Source organism: Blastococcus tunisiensis (genome assembly GCF_900112815.1).
Lineage (GTDB): Bacteria > Actinomycetota > Actinomycetes > Mycobacteriales > Geodermatophilaceae > Blastococcus_B > Blastococcus_B tunisiensis.
On record NZ_FOND01000011.1, the window covers coordinates 133,132 to 149,403 of the forward strand.

At 74.9% G+C, this 16,272-nt stretch carries 17 protein-coding genes; 6 read left to right on the plus strand and 11 right to left on the minus strand.

The annotated features are described in order from the left end of the window. The first annotated feature begins 57 nt into the window (after positions 1-57). From BM142_RS15015 to BM142_RS15025, 3 genes are read left to right on the plus strand one after another with little or no spacing between them, the layout of a single operon-like run. The gene (locus BM142_RS15015; protein ID WP_092200360.1) at positions 58-2,640 is read left to right on the plus strand and encodes a molybdopterin oxidoreductase family protein; all 2,583 of its coding nucleotides are present in this window, start codon (positions 58-60) and stop codon (positions 2,638-2,640) included. Positions 2,641-2,660: 20 nt separating this feature from the next. Next, positions 2,661-5,186: a nitrite reductase large subunit NirB gene (nirB, locus tag BM142_RS15020; protein WP_092200519.1), complete on the plus strand. Its 2,526-nt coding sequence runs from the start codon at positions 2,661-2,663 to the stop codon at positions 5,184-5,186. After that, positions 5,183-5,536 carry a Rieske (2Fe-2S) protein gene (locus tag BM142_RS15025; RefSeq protein ID WP_175527289.1) on the plus strand — a complete coding sequence of 118 codons (354 nt, stop codon included), beginning with the start codon at positions 5,183-5,185 and terminating at the stop codon, positions 5,534-5,536. Before nirB ends, BM142_RS15025 begins: the two co-directional genes overlap by 4 nt. 7 nt (positions 5,537-5,543) lie before the next feature. On the opposite strand, the gene BM142_RS15030 is transcribed toward BM142_RS15025, so the two are convergent. The 6 genes from BM142_RS15030 to BM142_RS15050 form a co-directional block, all read right to left on the minus strand. Next, positions 5,544-6,200, minus strand: coding sequence for a DUF4333 domain-containing protein (locus BM142_RS15030; protein ID WP_175527290.1), 657 nt, complete (start codon positions 6,198-6,200; stop codon positions 5,544-5,546). Between the two features lie 92 nt (positions 6,201-6,292). After that, complete coding sequence (locus BM142_RS15035) at positions 6,293-6,475, minus strand: DUF2000 family protein (RefSeq protein ID WP_254790984.1); 183 nt, start codon at positions 6,473-6,475, stop codon at positions 6,293-6,295. Between the two features lie 65 nt (positions 6,476-6,540). Beyond that, positions 6,541-7,056 carry a hypothetical protein gene (locus BM142_RS15040; RefSeq protein WP_139228894.1) on the minus strand — a complete coding sequence of 172 codons (516 nt, stop codon included), beginning with the start codon at positions 7,054-7,056 and terminating at the stop codon, positions 6,541-6,543. Next, the gene (locus tag BM142_RS24585) at positions 7,053-7,229 is read right to left on the minus strand and encodes a hypothetical protein (RefSeq protein ID WP_175527291.1); all 177 of its coding nucleotides are present in this window, start codon (positions 7,227-7,229) and stop codon (positions 7,053-7,055) included. Before BM142_RS24585 ends, BM142_RS15040 begins: the two co-directional genes overlap by 4 nt. A 101-nt stretch (positions 7,230-7,330) precedes the next feature. Beyond that, a complete protein-coding gene (locus tag BM142_RS15045) occupies positions 7,331-8,119 on the minus strand; it encodes a hypothetical protein (RefSeq protein WP_092200369.1) in 789 nt (262 codons plus the stop codon). Between the two features lie 88 nt (positions 8,120-8,207). Next, positions 8,208-9,656 carry an MFS transporter gene (locus BM142_RS15050; RefSeq protein ID WP_092200371.1) on the minus strand — a complete coding sequence of 483 codons (1,449 nt, stop codon included), beginning with the start codon at positions 9,654-9,656 and terminating at the stop codon, positions 8,208-8,210. A gap of 261 nt (positions 9,657-9,917) precedes the next feature. Here BM142_RS15050 and BM142_RS15055 point away from each other — a divergent pair, with 261 nt between their 5' ends. Continuing rightward, positions 9,918-10,373 carry a GNAT family N-acetyltransferase gene (locus BM142_RS15055; protein WP_254790985.1) on the plus strand — a complete coding sequence of 152 codons (456 nt, stop codon included), beginning with the start codon at positions 9,918-9,920 and terminating at the stop codon, positions 10,371-10,373. Beyond that, complete coding sequence (locus BM142_RS25225; protein ID WP_254790986.1) at positions 10,325-10,510, plus strand: hypothetical protein; 186 nt, start codon at positions 10,325-10,327, stop codon at positions 10,508-10,510. The genes BM142_RS15055 and BM142_RS25225 overlap by 49 nt, the downstream gene beginning before the upstream one ends. On the opposite strand, the gene BM142_RS15060 is transcribed toward BM142_RS25225, so the two are convergent. From BM142_RS15060 to BM142_RS15080, 5 genes are all read right to left on the minus strand, one after another. Beyond that, positions 10,492-11,607 carry a uroporphyrinogen-III synthase gene (locus BM142_RS15060; RefSeq protein ID WP_254790987.1) on the minus strand — a complete coding sequence of 372 codons (1,116 nt, stop codon included), beginning with the start codon at positions 11,605-11,607 and terminating at the stop codon, positions 10,492-10,494. The two genes, BM142_RS25225 and BM142_RS15060, sit on opposite strands and share 19 nt — an antisense overlap. 68 nt (positions 11,608-11,675) lie before the next feature. Then, positions 11,676-13,148 (minus strand): PP2C family protein-serine/threonine phosphatase, encoded by a 1,473-nt coding sequence (locus tag BM142_RS15065; protein ID WP_092200377.1) that lies wholly within the window; start codon positions 13,146-13,148, stop codon positions 11,676-11,678. Next, entirely contained in the window at positions 13,148-13,885 is a 738-nt protein-coding gene (locus tag BM142_RS15070; protein ID WP_092200380.1) for a GAF and ANTAR domain-containing protein, read from the minus strand. The genes BM142_RS15065 and BM142_RS15070 overlap by 1 nt, the downstream gene beginning before the upstream one ends. Positions 13,886-14,002: 117 nt before the next feature. Beyond that, complete coding sequence (locus BM142_RS15075) at positions 14,003-14,581, minus strand: uridine kinase family protein (protein ID WP_254790988.1); 579 nt, start codon at positions 14,579-14,581, stop codon at positions 14,003-14,005. A gap of 5 nt (positions 14,582-14,586) precedes the next feature. Next, complete coding sequence (locus BM142_RS15080) at positions 14,587-15,636, minus strand: MBL fold metallo-hydrolase (RefSeq protein ID WP_092200383.1); 1,050 nt, start codon at positions 15,634-15,636, stop codon at positions 14,587-14,589. Between the two features lie 52 nt (positions 15,637-15,688). Between BM142_RS15080 and BM142_RS15085 the strand changes: the two genes are divergently transcribed. After that, a complete protein-coding gene (locus tag BM142_RS15085) occupies positions 15,689-16,174 on the plus strand; it encodes a PH domain-containing protein (protein WP_254790989.1) in 486 nt (161 codons plus the stop codon). Positions 16,175-16,272 lie beyond the last annotated feature (98 nt).

The following is a 16,272-nucleotide window of genomic DNA, read 5'->3' on the forward strand; positions in this document are numbered from 1 at the left end:
ACGCAGCGTTGACGCCGGTGTCCCGGCGGGGAAACGACGACGACCCAGTCTCGGTGCATGCCCGCCGCCGTTCCGCAGTCGGCGTCGCGCGGCCTCGGGGGCACGCAGACGACGCGGACGCACTGCCCGTACTGCTCGCTGCAGTGCGGGCTGGACGTCACCGCCGGCGACCGGCCGGCCACCCTCGTCCCCGCCGACTTCCCGACCAACCGCGGCGGGCTGTGCTCCAAGGGCTGGTCGTCGGTCGAGCTGCTCGACCACCCCGAGCGGCTGCTCCGCCCGCTGGTGCGCGGCACCCCCGGCGACCGCACCAGCCCGCTGGTCGAGGCCACCTGGGACGACGCCCTCGGCCGGCTGGTGGACGCGATCCGGGCGACCCAGGCCCGGCACGGCCGGGACGCGGTCGGCTGCTTCGGCGGGGGCTCGCTGACCAACGAGCAGGCCTACCAGTTCGGCAAGTTCGCCCGCGTCGCCCTGCGCACCAGCGCGGTCGACTACAACGGCCGCTTCTGCATGTCCTCGGCGGCGGGTGCGGCCAACCGGGCGTTCGGCCTGGACCGCGGGATGCCGTTCCCGCTCGCCGACATCGCCGAGGCCGACGTCGTCGTCCTGGTGGGCAGCAACCCGGCCGACACCATGCCGCCGGCCATGCAGTACTTCGACGCCGGCCGGGAGCGGGGCGCGCAGCACGTCGTCGTCGATCCGCGCCGCACCGCCACGGCCCGCAACGCCGCCCTGCACCTGCAGCCGCTGCCGGGCACCGACCTGGCACTGGCCAACGGGCTGCTGCACATCGCCGTCGCCGAGGGGCTGGTCGACGAGGCCTACGTCGCCGGGCGGACCACCGGGTTCGACGAGGTGCGGGCCGGGGTCGCGGCCTACTGGCCGGACCGGGTCGAGCGGCTCACCGGCGTGCCGGTCGCCGACCAGCGGCGCACCGTCTTCGCCCTCGCCCGCGCGGAGAGGGCGATCGTGCTCACCGCCCGCGGCGCCGAGCAGCACCGCTCCGGCACCGACACCGCCTCCGCCTGGATCAACCTGGCGCTGGCGCTCGGGCTGCCCGGCCGGCCGGGCAGCGGGTGGGGGACCGTGACCGGCCAGGGCAACGGGCAGGGCGGCCGCGAGCACGGCCAGAAGGCCGACCAGCTGCCCGGCTACCGCTCGCTGACCGACCCGGCGGCCCGCGCGCACGTCGCCGCCGTCTGGGGCGTCGACCCCGGCGACCTGCCGATGCCCGGGCGGTCGGCCTTCGAGCTGCTCGACGCCCTCGGCACCGAGGGCGGGGTGCGCACCCTCCTGGTGCTCGCGTCCAACGTCGCGGTCAGCGCCCCCGACGCCCGCCGGGTGATCAGCCGGCTGGGCGACCTGGACTTCCTCGCCGTCAGCGACTTCTTCCTCTCCGAGACCGCCGAGCTGGCCGACGTCGTCCTGCCCAGCGCCATGTGGGCCGAGGAGGACGGGACCATGACCAACCTCGAGGGGCGGGTGATCCGGCGCCGCAAGGCCCTCGACCCGCCGTCCGGCGTCCCCGACGACCTGCGGCTGCTCGCCACCCTGGCCGACCGGCTCGGCGCCGGGCGGCACTTCAGCGGCGACCCGGAGACGGTGTTCGAGGAGCTGCGCCGGGCCAGCGCCGGGGGAACGGCCGACTACTCCGGGATCAGCTACCGCCGCATCGACGACGAGCAGGGCGTCTTCTGGCCGTGCCCGGACGAGGGACACCCCGGCACCCCCCGCCTGTTCGCCGAGCGGTTCGCCACCGCCGACGGCCGGGCCCGCTTCGTCCGCGTCGAGCACGTCGACGCCGCCGAGCGGCCCGACGCCGACTACCCCTACGTGCTCACCACCGGCCGGGTGCTGGCGCAGTACCAGTCGGGCACCCAGACCCGCCGCACCCGCAGCCTGCAGCTCGTCGCCCCGACCCCGCGCGCCGAGCTGCACCCCGACCTGGCCCGCCGGCTCGGGATCGGCCCGGACGACGTCGTCGAGCTGACCACCCGGCGCGGCCGCGCCCGCTTCCACGCGCTGGTCACCGACACCATCCGGCCCGACGTCGTCTTCGCGCCCTTCCACTGGGGCGGCGGCTCCAGCGCCAACGCGCTCACCGACGCCGCCCTCGACCCCACCTCGCGGATGCCCGCCTTCAAGGTCTGCGCGGTCGCCGTCGCCCGCGCCGACGGGCCCGCCGAGTCCATCCCCCCGCCGGCTGCGGCCACCCAGCCCCGGCCGCAGCCGCACACCCCGCCCAGCACCCTCGAACCCCGGCATCCCGCCCGGAGGAGGAGCACCCGCATGAAGAGCACCCCCCGCTTCCTGCAAGGCGTCTTCCCGATCACCGGGGACGGGCTGACCAAGCCCGGCCCGGTCGACCCCGCGCTGCGGTACACCGTGCCGCACGGCACGTCCGCGCAGGCGCTCTACTTCCGCGGCGGCAACTCCACCGGTGAGCTGGTCTACGTCCTGCTGGTGCGCGACGGCGAGCCGATGCGCTGGTTCCCCATCGGCGCCAGGGGCGAGGTGCACGTGCCGCTGCGGGTCGTCGAGGACCTTCCCGGCGGGACGGTGGTGGAGCTGCACGCCGCGGCCCCGGAGGGCGTCACCGGCGAGCTGGTGGTCGACCTCGGGTTGGTGGAGGTCTAGTGGGCGGGCGGGATCGGGGCATGACGACCGTCCTGGGCGGGCGGCTCGACGGGCTCACCACCGTGCACGTCGACGACGAGCTGGACACCCACGACCGGCTGGTGGTGGTCGGCAACGGCATGGCCGGCGCGCGCCTCGTCGAGGAGGTGCTCGAGCGCGGCGGCGACTCCTTCCGGATCACCGTGTTCGGCGACGAGCCGCACGGCAACTACAACCGGATCATGCTGTCACCGGTGCTGGCCGGGGAGGAGCACGAGGACGACATCGTCCTCAACAGCCACGAGTGGTACGCCGACAACGGGGTCACGCTGCGGGCCGGCACGCGGGTCGAGCGGATCGACACCGCGGCCAAGCAGGTGCACGCCGACGACGGGACGGTCACGCCCTACGACCACCTGGTGCTGGCGACCGGCAGCTACTCGTTCATTCCGCCCATGAAGGGCGTCCGGGACGACGCGGGCGAGCTGCTGCCCGGTGTGTACGGGTTCCGGACGATCGACGAGACCCGGGCGATGCTCGACGCCGTGGGCCGGTGCCGCCGGGCCGTCGTCATGGGCGGCGGCCTGCTCGGCCTGGAGGCGGCCCGCGCGCTGCAGGGCCACGGCCTGCAGGTGGAGCTCGTGCACGCCGCGCCGTACCTGATGAACGTGCAGCTGGACCCGGAGGCCGGCGCGATCCTCAAGCGCAGCGTCGAGTCGCTGGGGATCGCCGTCCACCTCGACGTCTTCGCCACCGAGGTGCTCGGCGGCGACCGCGTGACCGGCGTGGGCCTGGCCGACGGCCGGCAGCTCGAGGCCGACCTGCTCGTCGTCGCGGCCGGGGTGCGGCCCAACAGCGACCTCGCCGTCCGCTCGGGGCTGGAGGTCCAGCGCGGCATCGTCGTCGACGACCAGCTGCGCACCGAGGATCCCGACGTCTACGCCATCGGCGAGTGCGCCCAGCACCGCGGCGAGGTCTACGGGCTCGTCGCGCCGGCGTGGGAGCACGCGAAGGTCCTGGCCGACGTGCTGACCGGGGCGGACCCGGACGCCGAGTACCACGGCAGCCGGACGGCCACGAAGCTCAAGGTGGCCGGCGTCGACGTCGCCGTCATGGGCGTCAACACCCCGGAGCGCGACGAGGACGAGTTCCTGGTCATCTCCGAGCCGAGGCGCGGGGTGCACCTCTCGGTGGTCATCCGCGACGACGTGCTGGTGGGCGCCACGCTGCTCGGTGACACCCGCAAGGTCGCCTTCCTCACCCAGGCCTTCGACCGGGGTGCCCCGTTGCCCGAGGAGCGGATCCGGCTGCTGGTCGACCTCTCCGACGGGGCGGAGGAGGTCGGGGTCGCCGAGATGCCGGCCGACTCGCAGGTCTGCAACTGCAACGGCGTCTCGAAGGGCGACATCTGCGGCGCGGTGGCCGGCGGCTGCGGCAGCGTCGGGGAGGTCATGGACCGCACCCGCGCCGGCAAGGGCTGCGGGTCGTGCAAGAGCCTGGTGAAGCAGATCGTGGAGTGGGCCGCCGACGGGGAGCTGACGGAGGACCCGGCGGCGTCCTGGTACGTGCCCGGGATCCCGCTGCCCAAGCCGGAGCTGGTGCGGGCCATCCGCGAGCACGAGCTGCGCAGCGTGTCGGCGGTCTTCGCGCTGCTCGCCCCGGACGGCAAGGACGACGCGAAGTCGAAGATGGGGCTCACCTCGCTGCTGCGGATGATCTGGGGCGCCGAGTACGCGCAGGAGAACGACGCGAAGTTCATCAACGACCGCGTGCACGGCAACATCCAGCGCGACGGCACGTTCTCCGTCGTCCCGCAGATGAAGGGCGGGGTGACCACCCCGGCGCAGCTGCGGAGGATCGCCGACGTCGCCGAGAAGTACGAGGTGCCGATGGTCAAGGTGACCGGCGGCCAGCGGATCGACCTGCTCGGCGTCCGCAAGGAGGACCTGCCGGCCATGTGGGCCGACCTCGGCATGCCGAGCGGCTACGCCTACGGCAAGAGCTTCCGGACGGTGAAGACCTGCGTCGGCAGCGACTTCTGCCGGTTCGGCCTGGACGACTCCACCCAGCTCGGCATCGACCTGGAGACCCGGTTCCAGGGCATCGAGAGCCCGGCGAAGATCAAGATGGCCGTCGTGGGCTGCCCGCGCAACTGCGCCGAGGCCTACGTGAAGGACGTCGGGGTGGTGGCCGTCGGCAACGGCCGTTGGGAGGTCTACGTCGGCGGCGCGGCCGGGGCCTCGGTGCGCAAGGGCGACCTGCTGGCCACCGTCGACTCCCCGGAGGCGGTGACGACGCTGGCCGGCCGGTTCCTGCAGTACTACCGCGAGAACGCGAACTGGCTGGAGCGCACCTACGACTTCGTCCCGCGCATCGGGCTGGAGACGATCAGGGCGGTGCTGCTCGAGGACAGCGAGGGCATCGTCGCCGACCTCGACGCCGGTCTGCAGCGCTCCGTCGACGCCTACACCGACCCCTGGGGCCAGGACGGGAAGCAGCCGGCCACGCCCGGCCAGTTCCGTCCCGCCCTGCCGCTGATCCCGCTGCCGAAGGTGCCCGTCCGATGAGCGTCACCGAGCTGACCACCAGTGGCCCGACGACGACGGCGCACGTCGTCGGCCGGGTCGAGGAGATCCCACCGGGGGAGGGCCGCACGTTCGTGGCCGGCGGCACCCAGGTCGCGGTCTTCCGGCTGCGGGACGGGTCGCTGCACGCCACCCAGGCGGCCTGCCCGCACGCCGGCGGACCCCTGGCCGACGGGCAGACCGACGTGGACGTGCTGGTGTGCCCGCTGCACCTCTACGCCTACCGCTGGGCGGACGGGGCCTCGACGAGCGGGGCCCCGCCGATCCGGCTCTTCCCGGTGCGGGAGGTCGACGGGGACCTGGTGGTGGAGGTCCAGCCCGTCGAGGTGTAGCGGCAGGTCAGGCGAACTCGTAGGAGACCGCGCCGCTGCTGTCCACCGTCGCGACGACCTCGACGGTGTCGGTCGCGTCGGCGGCGTTGTCCACGAAGCAGGGGATCGGCGTCCCGACGGCGTCCACGAGGACGGAGTGCCCGCCGGTGTCGCAGGTGCTGATCACCGCCACCCCCGTCAGCGCGCCCAGCTGCTCGTCCAGCGACGCCTCCACCACCCCCACGTCCACGAAGGTGTTGTCGCTGTCGATCCGGACGGTGCCCTCGTCGTCGGTCTGCGTGACGGTGAAGGAGATCGGCTGGTTCTCCAGCGACGCGGTGCAGCTGAAGGCCGAGCCCGACTCCGCCCGGATGTCCGCCGGGCAGGAGACGTCGGTCGGTGCCACACCGGCCTGCTCCGCCGTGAGCTGCCCGATCCGGCGCTCCACCTCGGCGGTGTCCAGGGTGGCGCCGCCGATCCAGACGAGGGCGGCGACGACGAGCCCGCCCAGCACCACCACGGCGGCGACGATCCCGCCGATGATCGCCCCGGTGCGCCGACGCGGCGCCGGTGCCGGGGCGTAGCCACCCGCCGGCGGGCCGTAGCTCGGTGGGCCGTAGGTCGTCGGGCCGTTCTGCGGCTCCGGCGAGCCGGTGGGCGGGGTGGGGTAGGTCTGGGAAGCCATCGGGGTTCTCCTCGTCGAATGGGTGGGGGCGACCATGACGGGAGGCGCTCGCGGACGGCGTGGATGCACGTGGAGCCGACTTGGGGCCGGGCTCAGGGATGCATGTGGGCGCCCTTCATCACCTTGTCGACGGCGTTCTTCGGGCCGTGCACGGCCGGCCCGACCAGGTCCAGCTTCGCGCCCGCGACGGCACGGACCGCGGCGCGGTTCTGCACGTCACCCGTCGAGGTGGCGGGAGTGGCGGAGTTCGCCGCCAATCGCAACTGACCCGGCACTTCCGCACGATGATCGCCACGACCCCGGCGGCCTACGCCCGATCGGGCCGCAGCTGACCCCTGGGTCACGGCGCCGGGACGACGACGGTCGCCTCCATGGGGCCGCCGCACTGCTCGCTGCCGCCGACCCGGCGCCAGTCCAGGTCGGTGTCCACGTCGGCGAGCTCCGTCTTGTCCGGCCCGAGGACGCGGATGCTCACCGCGTCCGGTGCGGACATGTCGAGCTGCACCACCGCGGTGGGGCCCTCGAGGGGCACAGCCAGGTGGTCCTGCTCGGCGAGCGGTGCGTCCTCCACCACGGCCCAGCCGCACATCGGCGCGCAGTCCACGGTCAGGGAGCCGCCCTCGACCGGCGGCCAGTCGTCGGCGAGCTCGACGATCACCGCGTTGGTCCAGCCGATCGCGGGGCAGACAGTCGGCGCTCCGCCGGCGCAGGCGCCCAGCGCCACGGCGGCGGCCATGACGGCGACGCCCCCGGCGATCCACCCGGTGCCGGAGTCGCCGGCCGGGTCCCGCCACGGCGACCGTCGTCCGGGACCCGCCGGGCCGGGCTTCCCGGCGCCCACGCCCCGAGGGGTCACTCCCCGGCGTCCTCCCGCTGCTTCCGGGTGGCCGGCAGCGGCGGGACGTAGAGCGGACGGCGGGAGCGCCGGTGCAGCTCGGACAGCGTGCGCCGCCGCTGCGCCTCCTGGGCGAGCTGGCGGGCGGCGATCACCGACGCCGAGTCGGCTGACGTGCTGTGGCTCTCGAGCAACGCTGGCTCCCCTCGCTGGCCCCCTGCACGTAGAGACGCGGTGAGGGGGCGGAAAGGATGACAGCCGCCGGCAACGAAACGGTAACGATTCGTGCCGGAGCTCAGCTGCGGGGGAGGCCCAGGTCGGCGAGGGCCGCCGCGACGGCGTCGTCGTGCAGCAGGTCGAGCACCAGCAGCCGGTGCACGAGGACCCCGCGACGGGTGAGCCGCAGGTCGGCGGCGCGCAGCCGGGGGAGCGTGGCGCCCGGGCGGGCCGGCACCGGGGACGGGGCGAGCAGGCCGGCCGCCTGGAGGTCGGTGACGTCCTCGCGGGCGCCCCAGGTCGTCCAGGCGCGCGGCTCGTCCTCCAGCGGTGCCATCGGCAGCGGCACGCGGTCCCGGCGGCCCACCCCGGCGAGCAGGGCGAGCTGCCGCCAGCTCAGCGACCCGGCCAGCCGCAGGGCACGGCCGGCGAGCTCCGGATCCACGTCGGGCGAGACGCCCACCTCGGCCAGCAGGTAGCCCAGGTGCCGGACCCGCCGCTCCTCGGTCGACCGGCGCGCCGCCGCGACCACCGCCTCGGCGAGCTCGTCGGCGGCCGGTCGACCGCCGGGCCGCGGGTCGAACCACCCGTCGCTGCGGGCCGTCCGGCCGTTGCCCCGCAGCGTCGCCGCGTACTCCACGGCGAAGGCGAGGACGGCCCCGGCGCGGACCCGTTCGCGGGGGACCGGCAGCGCGGCCGCCTCGTCGGCGACCGTGCGCAGGGAGCCGGCGAAGCGGGGATCCACCGAGACCTTGGCCGCGCCCGGCTCGAAGACCACGGTGGCGGCCGCCCGGCACATCGACCCGGCCACGGCGTCCCCGGCCTCGATGAGGTCGCGGCCGGTGGCGGTCTGCTCGGATGCGGTCACCCGGTGATCTTCGTCCGTTCCCGGGGCGACCTGCACGCCGGGAACCGCCCCCTCCCCACAGCGGGGCAGTTCCCGGCGACGATCGCGGTCAGACGCCGGCCCGCTGCATCAGCGTCCCGCGGCGCAGGTAGACGAACCAGGTCACCGCCACGCAGGCGATGTAGAAGCCGCAGAAGGACAGCAGCGCCGTCTCGACGCCACCGGTGGCGCCGTAGGACTCCGAGACGATCCGCGGGATGAACACCGCCCCCAGGGCACCGACCGCCGAGATGATGCCCACCGCCGCGGCGGTGTCACGCCGCGCCCGGTAGAGCACGCCGGCCGGGGTCTCCTCGGGGTGGCCGGCGGCGGCCTCGGCCCGGTAGATGATCGGGATCATCCGGTAGGTCGACCCGTTGGTCATGCCGACGATCGCGAACAGCACGAGGAAGTTGGCGAGGAAGCCGCCGAAGCTCCCCGCGCGGAGGAACAGGATCGCGCTGCCGATGGCCAGGGCCTGCCCGACGAACGTCACGACGGTGACCTTGGCGCCGCCGACCCGGTCGGCCAGCCACCCGCCGAACGGGCGGGACAGCGATCCCACGAGGGGTCCCAGGAACGCGTAGCGGTAGGTGTCGGCCGCGAACTCGTTGGCCAGCACCAGCGGGAACGCCCCGGAGAACCCGATGAAGGAGCCGAAGGCCCCGATGTAGAGGAAGGACATCACCCAGGTCTGCCGACGACGGGCGATCGCCGCCTGGTCGGCGATGTTCGCCTTCGCGCCGGACAGGTTGTTCATGCCGAACCAGGCGCCCACGACCGCGAGCACGATGAACGGCACCCAGATCAGCGCCACGTTCTGCACGTAGCGCGCGTCGCCGCCGTCGGTCGTCCCGGTGCTGCCGCCCACGATCGCGATCGCGCCGGCGGTGACCGCCAGCGGCCCGACGAGCTGGATGATCGCCACCCCGATGTTGCCGCCGGCGGCGTTGAGGCCGAGCGCGAAGCCCTTCTCCTTGTCCGGGTAGAAGAAGGAGATGTTCGCCATCGACGAGGCGAAGTTGCCACCGCCGAAGCCGCAGGTGACCGCCGTGAGCACCCAGAACCAGTACGGCCGGTCGGTCGTCGCGGCGACCGTGAGCAGGGTGACCGGGATCAGCAGCAGGGCCGCGCTGACCACCGTCCAGTTCCGCCCGCCGACCAGCGCCGGCATGAACGTGTAGGGCACCCGCATGATCGCGCCCACGAGGCCGGCGGTGGCGACCAGCCAGAACAGCTGGTCGCTGGTGAAGCCGTAGCCGATCGACGCGAGGACGGCGGTGGCGATGCTGAACATCTGCCACACGCTGAAGCCGATGTTCTCGGCCAGGACCGACCACACCAGGTTCCGCCGGGCCACCGGGCGGCCCTGCGGCGACGCCCAGAAGGCGGGGTCCTCGGGGTTGTAGTCGTCGATCCACCGGGAGCCGAGCTGTGCCACCGGTCCGGTGCCTGCCGGTGGCGCCGGGGCCGTGGCGACCACGTTCTCGGTCGTGCGGACGGTGGGCGTGGAGGTCATGGGCGCGTTCCTCGGCTCGTGGGGGCCGGGCGGCCGGCCCGGTCGCCGGGAACGCTAGGAAGGCGCCGTTTCCTCGGCGCCGCGCGCGGATGACCTCTCGGGAACGTCCCCCTCACCCCGGGCATCCGGCGGTGTGAGGCCCGGCGCGGGACGGCGTGCGCCGGAGAGTGTGCGCGCGTCGGCAGTTCGAGGCGCGGGAACTGCCGACCCGCGCACGCCGTCGCCCCGGAACCTGTCGGGGGTCGCTGCCACGATGCCGGCATGGCGATCGAGGTGCGTGCCGCGACCGATTTCGACGACGTCGCGACGATGGTCGGCCCCAAGCGGCCGGACGCCGACGTCTGCTGGTGCCTGAGCTACCGGCTGCCGACGTCGAAGGAGAACCGGGAGCTGCGCGGCCCGGCGCGCGGCGAGCGGGTGCGGCAGCTGGTCCGCGAGGACCCGCCGCCCGGCGTGCTCGCCTACGACGGCGACGAGGTGGTGGGCTGGGCGGCGATCCACCCGCGGGCCGACACGAGCTTCGCGACCAGCCGCACGATCCCGCACGTCGACGACCTCGACGTGTGGTCGCTGTGGTGCGTGCGGGTCCGTCCCGGGCACCGCGGCGCGGGCATCAGCCACTCCCTGGTCGAGGGCGCCGTCGGGTTCGCCCGCGACCGTGGCGCCCCGTGGTCGAGGCCTACCCGGTGGACAACCGCGGCGCGAAGGTCGACCTGACGATGGCCTACGTCGGCACGCGCGCGCTGTTCGAGCGGGCCGGGTTCCAGAAGGCGGCCGACACCCAGTCGGTGCTCAACGGCTTCCCCCGGGTGCTCATGCGCCTCGACCTGCGCCCTCAGACCGCCAGCCGGTAGCCGCGCTTCACGACCGTCTCCACGACGGGGGCGCCCAGCGCCGCGCGGAGCCGGGTGACCGCCATCTCCACCGCGTGCCCGTCACCGCCGCCGGGCAGGGAGCCGACCAGCTCGGCCCGGGCGACGACGTGCCCGGGCCGCCGGGCCAGCTCGCGCAGGACGGCGATCGAGCCGGGCGGCAGTTCCACGATCCGGCCGTCGAGGACGGCGGCGTACCCACGGACCTGCAGCGTGTGCGGGCCCACCTGCAGCACCGGGTCCCGTTCGGGCAGCCGGGCGACCACCTCGCGGGCCAGCGCACCGAGCCGGGCGCGCTCGGGCTGGACGGACCCGATGCCCGCCGCGTCGAGCGGGCCGGCGGTCACCGGGCCGACCGCGACGGCCAGCACCCGCTCGCCGAACGCCGTCACGACGTCGTCGCGCAGGCCGAGCTCGTCGGCGACGCTCAGCAGGCTGGCCGCGGCCGGCGCGCTGGTGAAGGTGACCGCGTCCACCCCGCCCCCGGCGATCGCGCCCACCAGCCGGCGCACCGGCGCCACGTCCTCGGGCAGCACCCAGCGGTACACCGGCACGGGAAGGACGTCCGCGCCGGCCGCGCGTAGGCCCGAGACCAGGTCCGGCAGCGGGTCGCCGTGCAGCTGGACGGCGATCCGGCGCCCCTCCAGCGGTCCCTCGGCGCCGGACAGCAGGTGCGAGAGGACCTCGGCAGAGGACTCCGACTCCGGCGACCACGCGTCGACCAGGCCACCGCCGCGGATCGCCCCCCGCGCCTTCGGGCCGCGGGCCAGCACCCGGGCCGGGCGCAGGTGCTCGACCAGGGGCAGGTCCCACGCCTCGGCGGTCTCCAGCCATCCACGGAAGCCGACCCCGGTGGTGGCGACCACGAGGTCGACGGGGGAGGCCAGCACCTCGCGGGTCGCGGCCACGAGCTCGGCGTCGTCGGCCAGCGGCACGATCCGGATGGCGGGGGCGTAGACCACGCGGGCGCCGCGGCGGTCCAGCAGGGCGCCGAGCTCCTCCCGGCGGCGGGCGGCGGTGACCGCGACGGTGTAGCCGGCCAGGGGCAGGGGCTCGGGGGCAGCGGCGGGCTCGGTCACCACCCCATGGTGCGGCGTCCGTGTTGCCGCCATGTGTCGGCGTCCGGTCCGGGGGCGCCGGCACACCGTCAGCCGGGCCGGCGTCGGTCCGGTCCGACGTGCATCCACCGGGCCAGCAGGACCGTCGCGTCGTCCTGCAGGAGGCCCCCCTGGTGGCGCAGCACCGCCTGGGTCAGCCGGCGCACCGTCTCTGCGGGCGGTTGACCGGCGGCGATCTCGCGGGACAGGAAGTCCATCAGCCGGTCCTCGCCGAACCAGGCCCCCGACGCGTCCCGGGCCTCGGCGATCCCGTCGGTGTAGAGGCACAGCCAGTCACCCGGCTCGAGGAGCTCCTCCGCGATCGCCACGCCGGTCACGTCCAGACCGAAGGGGACCCGCCGCCCACCCGTCAGCTGCTTGACGACCTTGCCGCCGCGCAGCAGGACGGGCGGCGGGTGCCCGGCGTTGAGGTAGCGGAGCCGGCCCGAGCTCAGCTCCACCTCGCCCAGCACCCCGGTGACGAACGCGCTCCCGGGGAACGCCTCGGCGACGACCGCGTCGATGGCCGCCGCCTGGTCGAACAGACCGCGGGCGTCGCGCCGCGCGCTGCGGTAGCCGGCCAGCGCCCCGGCCGACATGAGGGCGGCCGGCACGCCGTGCCCCACGGCGTCGAAGATGCCCAGCGACACCGCCGTCTCGGAGAACGCGTAGTCGAACGCGTCGCCCCCGACCCGGTAGCTGGGCTCGAGCATGCCGGCCAGCACGAAGTCGTCGGTCGCGGCGGTCAGCGGCGGCAGCTGCTGCCAGATCAGCTCGGCGGAGGTCGTGAGCGGCCGGTGCCGCCGCAGGCGCTCGAGCTCGTCGCCGTAGGGCTGCATCGAGACGATCAGGTGCCCCAGCATGCGGGCCAGCCAGGTGCACTGCTGACGGAGGCCCGGATCGTGCAGGTCCGCCGCAGCGCCGGTCGCCACCTCCAGGACCCCGATCCGGTCGGCGCCGTCGATGATCGGCACCCACATCCGTGGGCCGTCCTCTCGCTCGGACAGCAGGATCTCGTCCGCGCGGAACGCCCGGCCCGCCATGGTGCCGTCCACCGACTGCGCCTCGGGAGCGGCCGTGCCGCCCACCCGCACGAGGCTGCGCTGCTCGTGGTCGATCAGATGGACCTCGACCTCCACGCCCAGGGTCCGACCCGCCGACGCGGCCAGCGCGGGCAGCCGCTCCGGCGGGGAGGAGCCGGCGGCCCCGAGCAGGTCCACCAGGGCGGCCAGCGGACCGGTCGTCGGGCGGGTGGTGCGCAGCGGCCGGCTGTAGGGCACCCGTCGCTCGGCGATCAGTTCGTCCAGCCGCTCGTTCACCGCGTGGGCCAGCACGTCGGCCTCGGTGGGGGGCAGCCGGACCAGGCCGGTCAGGTGGGCGTCGAGGTCGACCAGGTCGGCGTGCCCACCGAGGCTGAAGTACCGCATCCAGAGCTGCTCGAGCGACAGGTCGGCGAACTGCATGGCGGCGCGCAGTGCCGACTGCTGCCGGTCCTCGGGCGGCCGGCGATCGGAGTGCACCATCAGCGTCTCCGTCGGGCCGTCGACTCGAGGACGGCGTGGGCGGCGGCGGTGACGGTCGTCTCGGCGGTGTGCGCCTGCCGGAGCAGGACGGCGGCGGCCGACTCCTCGTCGAGGTTGCTGCGCCCCATGAGCACGCCCTTCGCCATGTTGACGACGTCGCGGTCGCGGACGGCCTTGCGCATGTCCTCGCTGAACCGTTTCGCCCGGTCGTAGGACCGGACGTTCGCGACCAGGACGGCGGCCTGAGGGGACAACATGCCCAGCAGCTGCTCGCTGTGCGCGTCGAAGACCCCGGGGCGGTCGGCGTAGACCTTCATGGCGCCGAGCGAGACGTCGCCGGCGACCAGGGGGGCGCTGAGGGTGGCGCGCAGGCCCAGCGGCCGGGCGGCGGCCGCCCAGCGCGGCCAGCGGTCCTCCTCGGCCAGGTCGTCGATGCGCACCACGTCGCGCAGGGACGCCGCGGCCAGGCACGGCCCCTCGTCCAGCTCGTACTGCAGGGCGTCGGCCCGGCGCACCTGCTCGTCGGTGGCCCCGGAGGAGACCCGGCGTCCACCGTCGATGATCGACACCCCGGCGCCGGTCGACCCCGGGATCGTCTCCTGGGCCAGCGCGCTGAGCAGGCCGAGAGCGGTGTCGACGGTCTCCTGGGTCAGGAGCAGGCCCGACATCCGGGCGAAGGCGCCGGCGAGCTCGTCGGTCAGCGGCAGGTGGCGGTCGGCGGTCGGGTGACTGGGCACGGCAGGTCCTGTCGGGGGCGTCGGCGCTGCGCCACCGTCGCTTCGATGGGAACGCCGCCCCTCACCTGCGCACCTGCGGCGCCGCGCAAACCTCTCCGGTCACCGCCGGTCCGGCGGTCAGCCCAGGAGGGGCAGGTCGGACGCCGGGTCGCCGCCCGCGCCGTCGAGCCGGAGGTCGGCGTGCGCCCGGGTGTCCTCGCGGGCGAACTCCGCGGCCTCGGTGCGCTGCCAGCGGCGCCACTCGTCCGCCAGCTCCGCCCCGTCCCGCGCCAGGCCGCGGGCCAGCCGCAGCTCCGCCGGCGCCTCCACCCACAGCCGCAGCGTCGTCCACGGGTCCAGCGCGCGCGGACTGGACCCGCAGCCCTCGACGACCAGCACCGGACGCACCGGCACCACCACCGGCTCGGGGGCGAACCACCGTCTGGTCCAGTCGAACCGGTGGTGGGCGCCCGGGCGGCCCTCGGCCAGCGGCGCGAGGACACCGGCCTGCAACCGGCCCGAGGCGCCGGTCAGCGTCCAGCCGGCGTACAGGTCGTCGAAGTGCAGCAGCACGGCGGCGTCCCCGAGGGCGGCCGCCAGCCGGCCGGCCACGGTGGTCTTGCCCGACCCCGCCGGGCCGTCGACACAGACCAGCCGGACCCCACCCAGCCGTGGGGGAGCGGCCAGGACCCGGGCGGCGACGACGCCGACCGGCACGGCGCTCAGCGGACCGCCAGGGTCCAGGTCGGCACCGGGCCACCGCTGCTGACGACGAGCCCCCGGCTGGCGAGCAGGCGCAGGTGGGCGTCGGTCTCGGTCACCGCGAAGATCCGCATCCGCCGCTCGTACTGCTCCCACGGCCGCGACCAGGTGAGGTGCGCGGCCAGGTCCCACGGGGTGGAGCCCGGGTGCGACCGGATCGCGTCGAGCAGCTCGGCGAGCCGCTGCTCGTGGTGGGCGGTCAGCGCGTCCACCCGGCTCTGCAGCCCGCGGAAGCGCCACTCGTGCGCCGGCAGCACCTCGGCGACGTCGAGGTCGCGCACGGCGGCCAGCGAGTCGAGGAAGTCGCGCAGCGGATCGGCGGCACCGCGCTGCCCGGTGGAGATGTTGGGGCTGATCCGCGGGAGGACGTGGTCGCCGGAGAAGAACAGCCGGGTGCCCTCCTCGGCGAAGCAGAGGTGCCCCGGGGTGTGGCCCGGCGTGTGGACCGCGCGCAGCCGCCAGCCGGGGAAGTCCGCGACGTCGCCGTCCTCCAGGAACCGGTCGGCGACGGCCATCCGGGTGAACGCCTCCATCCGCTCCGGTGGGCCGACGTCGGAGGCGGCCTCCTCGCGATCGGCGCCCAGGCCCACCAGGAAGTCGATCTCGCCGGCGACGGCCGCGGTGGCGCCCGAGGCGTTGAGCCCGGCGACGACGCCGACGTCGGCCGGGTGCATGGCGATCCACGCTCCCGACTCCTCCCGCACGCGGGCCGCCAGGCCGAGGTGGTCGACGTGCAGGTGGGTGACCAGCACGCCCCGCACGTCGGGGACGGCCGCGCCGATGGCGGCCAGCCCGCCGGTCAGCGCCGTCCAGCTCTCCTCGCTCTGCCAGCCGGTGTCGAGCAGGCCCAGACCGCCGCCGGACAACGCGAACGCGTGCACGCTGACGTACCGGAGCGGGTTGTGCGGGATCGGCACCGGGATCGACCACAGCCCGCTGCGCACCTCTTCGACCGGGGGCAGGGCCCGGGCCTGCCAGGCGGCGTGCTGGGCGGTGCCGGTGATCTCCACGGGCCCGCACTCTGCCAGCCGCCTCCGGACGGCTGGCTGCCACCATGGACCCGTGACAGCAGCTCCCGCAGCACCGGTGTCGGCCGTTCCCCGCCGTCTCCGGCTGATCCTCGCCGTCGTGGCCGCGGTCGTCCTCGCGGTGATGGTGTACGTCGCGCTGGGCCTGAAGGAGACGACGAACACCGTCGTCACCTACCGGACGTCGGACCAGGTCGCCCTCGCGGGCGTCGGGCTCGTGCTCGCCGCCGGCATCCTGTTCCTGGGCCGCTCCCGGGTGGATGCCGACGCCGAGGGCGTCCAGGTCCGCAACCTGCTCGTCCAGCACCGGCTGCCCTGGAGCGCGGTGCGTGCGGTCCGGTTCGACCGGAAGTCCTCCTGGGCGTCGCTGCTGCTGGAGAACGGCGACGAGATCTCGGTGCTCGCCGTCCAGGCGGCCGACAGGGAGCACGCCGTCCGCGCCGTCGAGGGGCTGCGCGCGCTGCGGGACGCCGCCCGGGCGAACGACCCGGTCCGCCCACCGCTGCTCTACGACGACTAGTGCCCCGGCTGCCGACGTCCGCCCTGGACGGCCCCGGCCGGACGTCGTGCGCTGGGCAGCAGTTTCCGGAAGGAAAGCTGCCGACGTGCGCACGATGC

Excerpts from the sequence above, each read along its gene's own strand:
- BM142_RS15015 (WP_092200360.1), top strand. The coding sequence starts at position 58 with ATGCCCGCCGCCGTTCCGCAGTCGGCGTCGCGCGGCCTCGGGGGCACG.
- nirB (WP_092200519.1), top strand. The coding sequence starts at position 2,661 with ATGACGACCGTCCTGGGCGGGCGGCTCGACGGGCTCACCACCGTGCAC.
- BM142_RS15025 (WP_175527289.1), top strand. The coding sequence starts at position 5,183 with ATGAGCGTCACCGAGCTGACCACCAGTGGCCCGACGACGACGGCGCAC.
- BM142_RS15030 (WP_175527290.1), bottom strand. The coding sequence starts at position 6,200 with ATGGCTTCCCAGACCTACCCCACCCCGCCCACCGGCTCGCCGGAGCCG.
- BM142_RS15050 (WP_092200371.1), bottom strand. The coding sequence starts at position 9,656 with ATGACCTCCACGCCCACCGTCCGCACGACCGAGAACGTGGTCGCCACG.
- BM142_RS15055 (WP_254790985.1), top strand. The coding sequence starts at position 9,918 with ATGGCGATCGAGGTGCGTGCCGCGACCGATTTCGACGACGTCGCGACG.
- BM142_RS15065 (WP_092200377.1), bottom strand. The coding sequence starts at position 13,148 with ATGGTGCACTCCGATCGCCGGCCGCCCGAGGACCGGCAGCAGTCGGCA.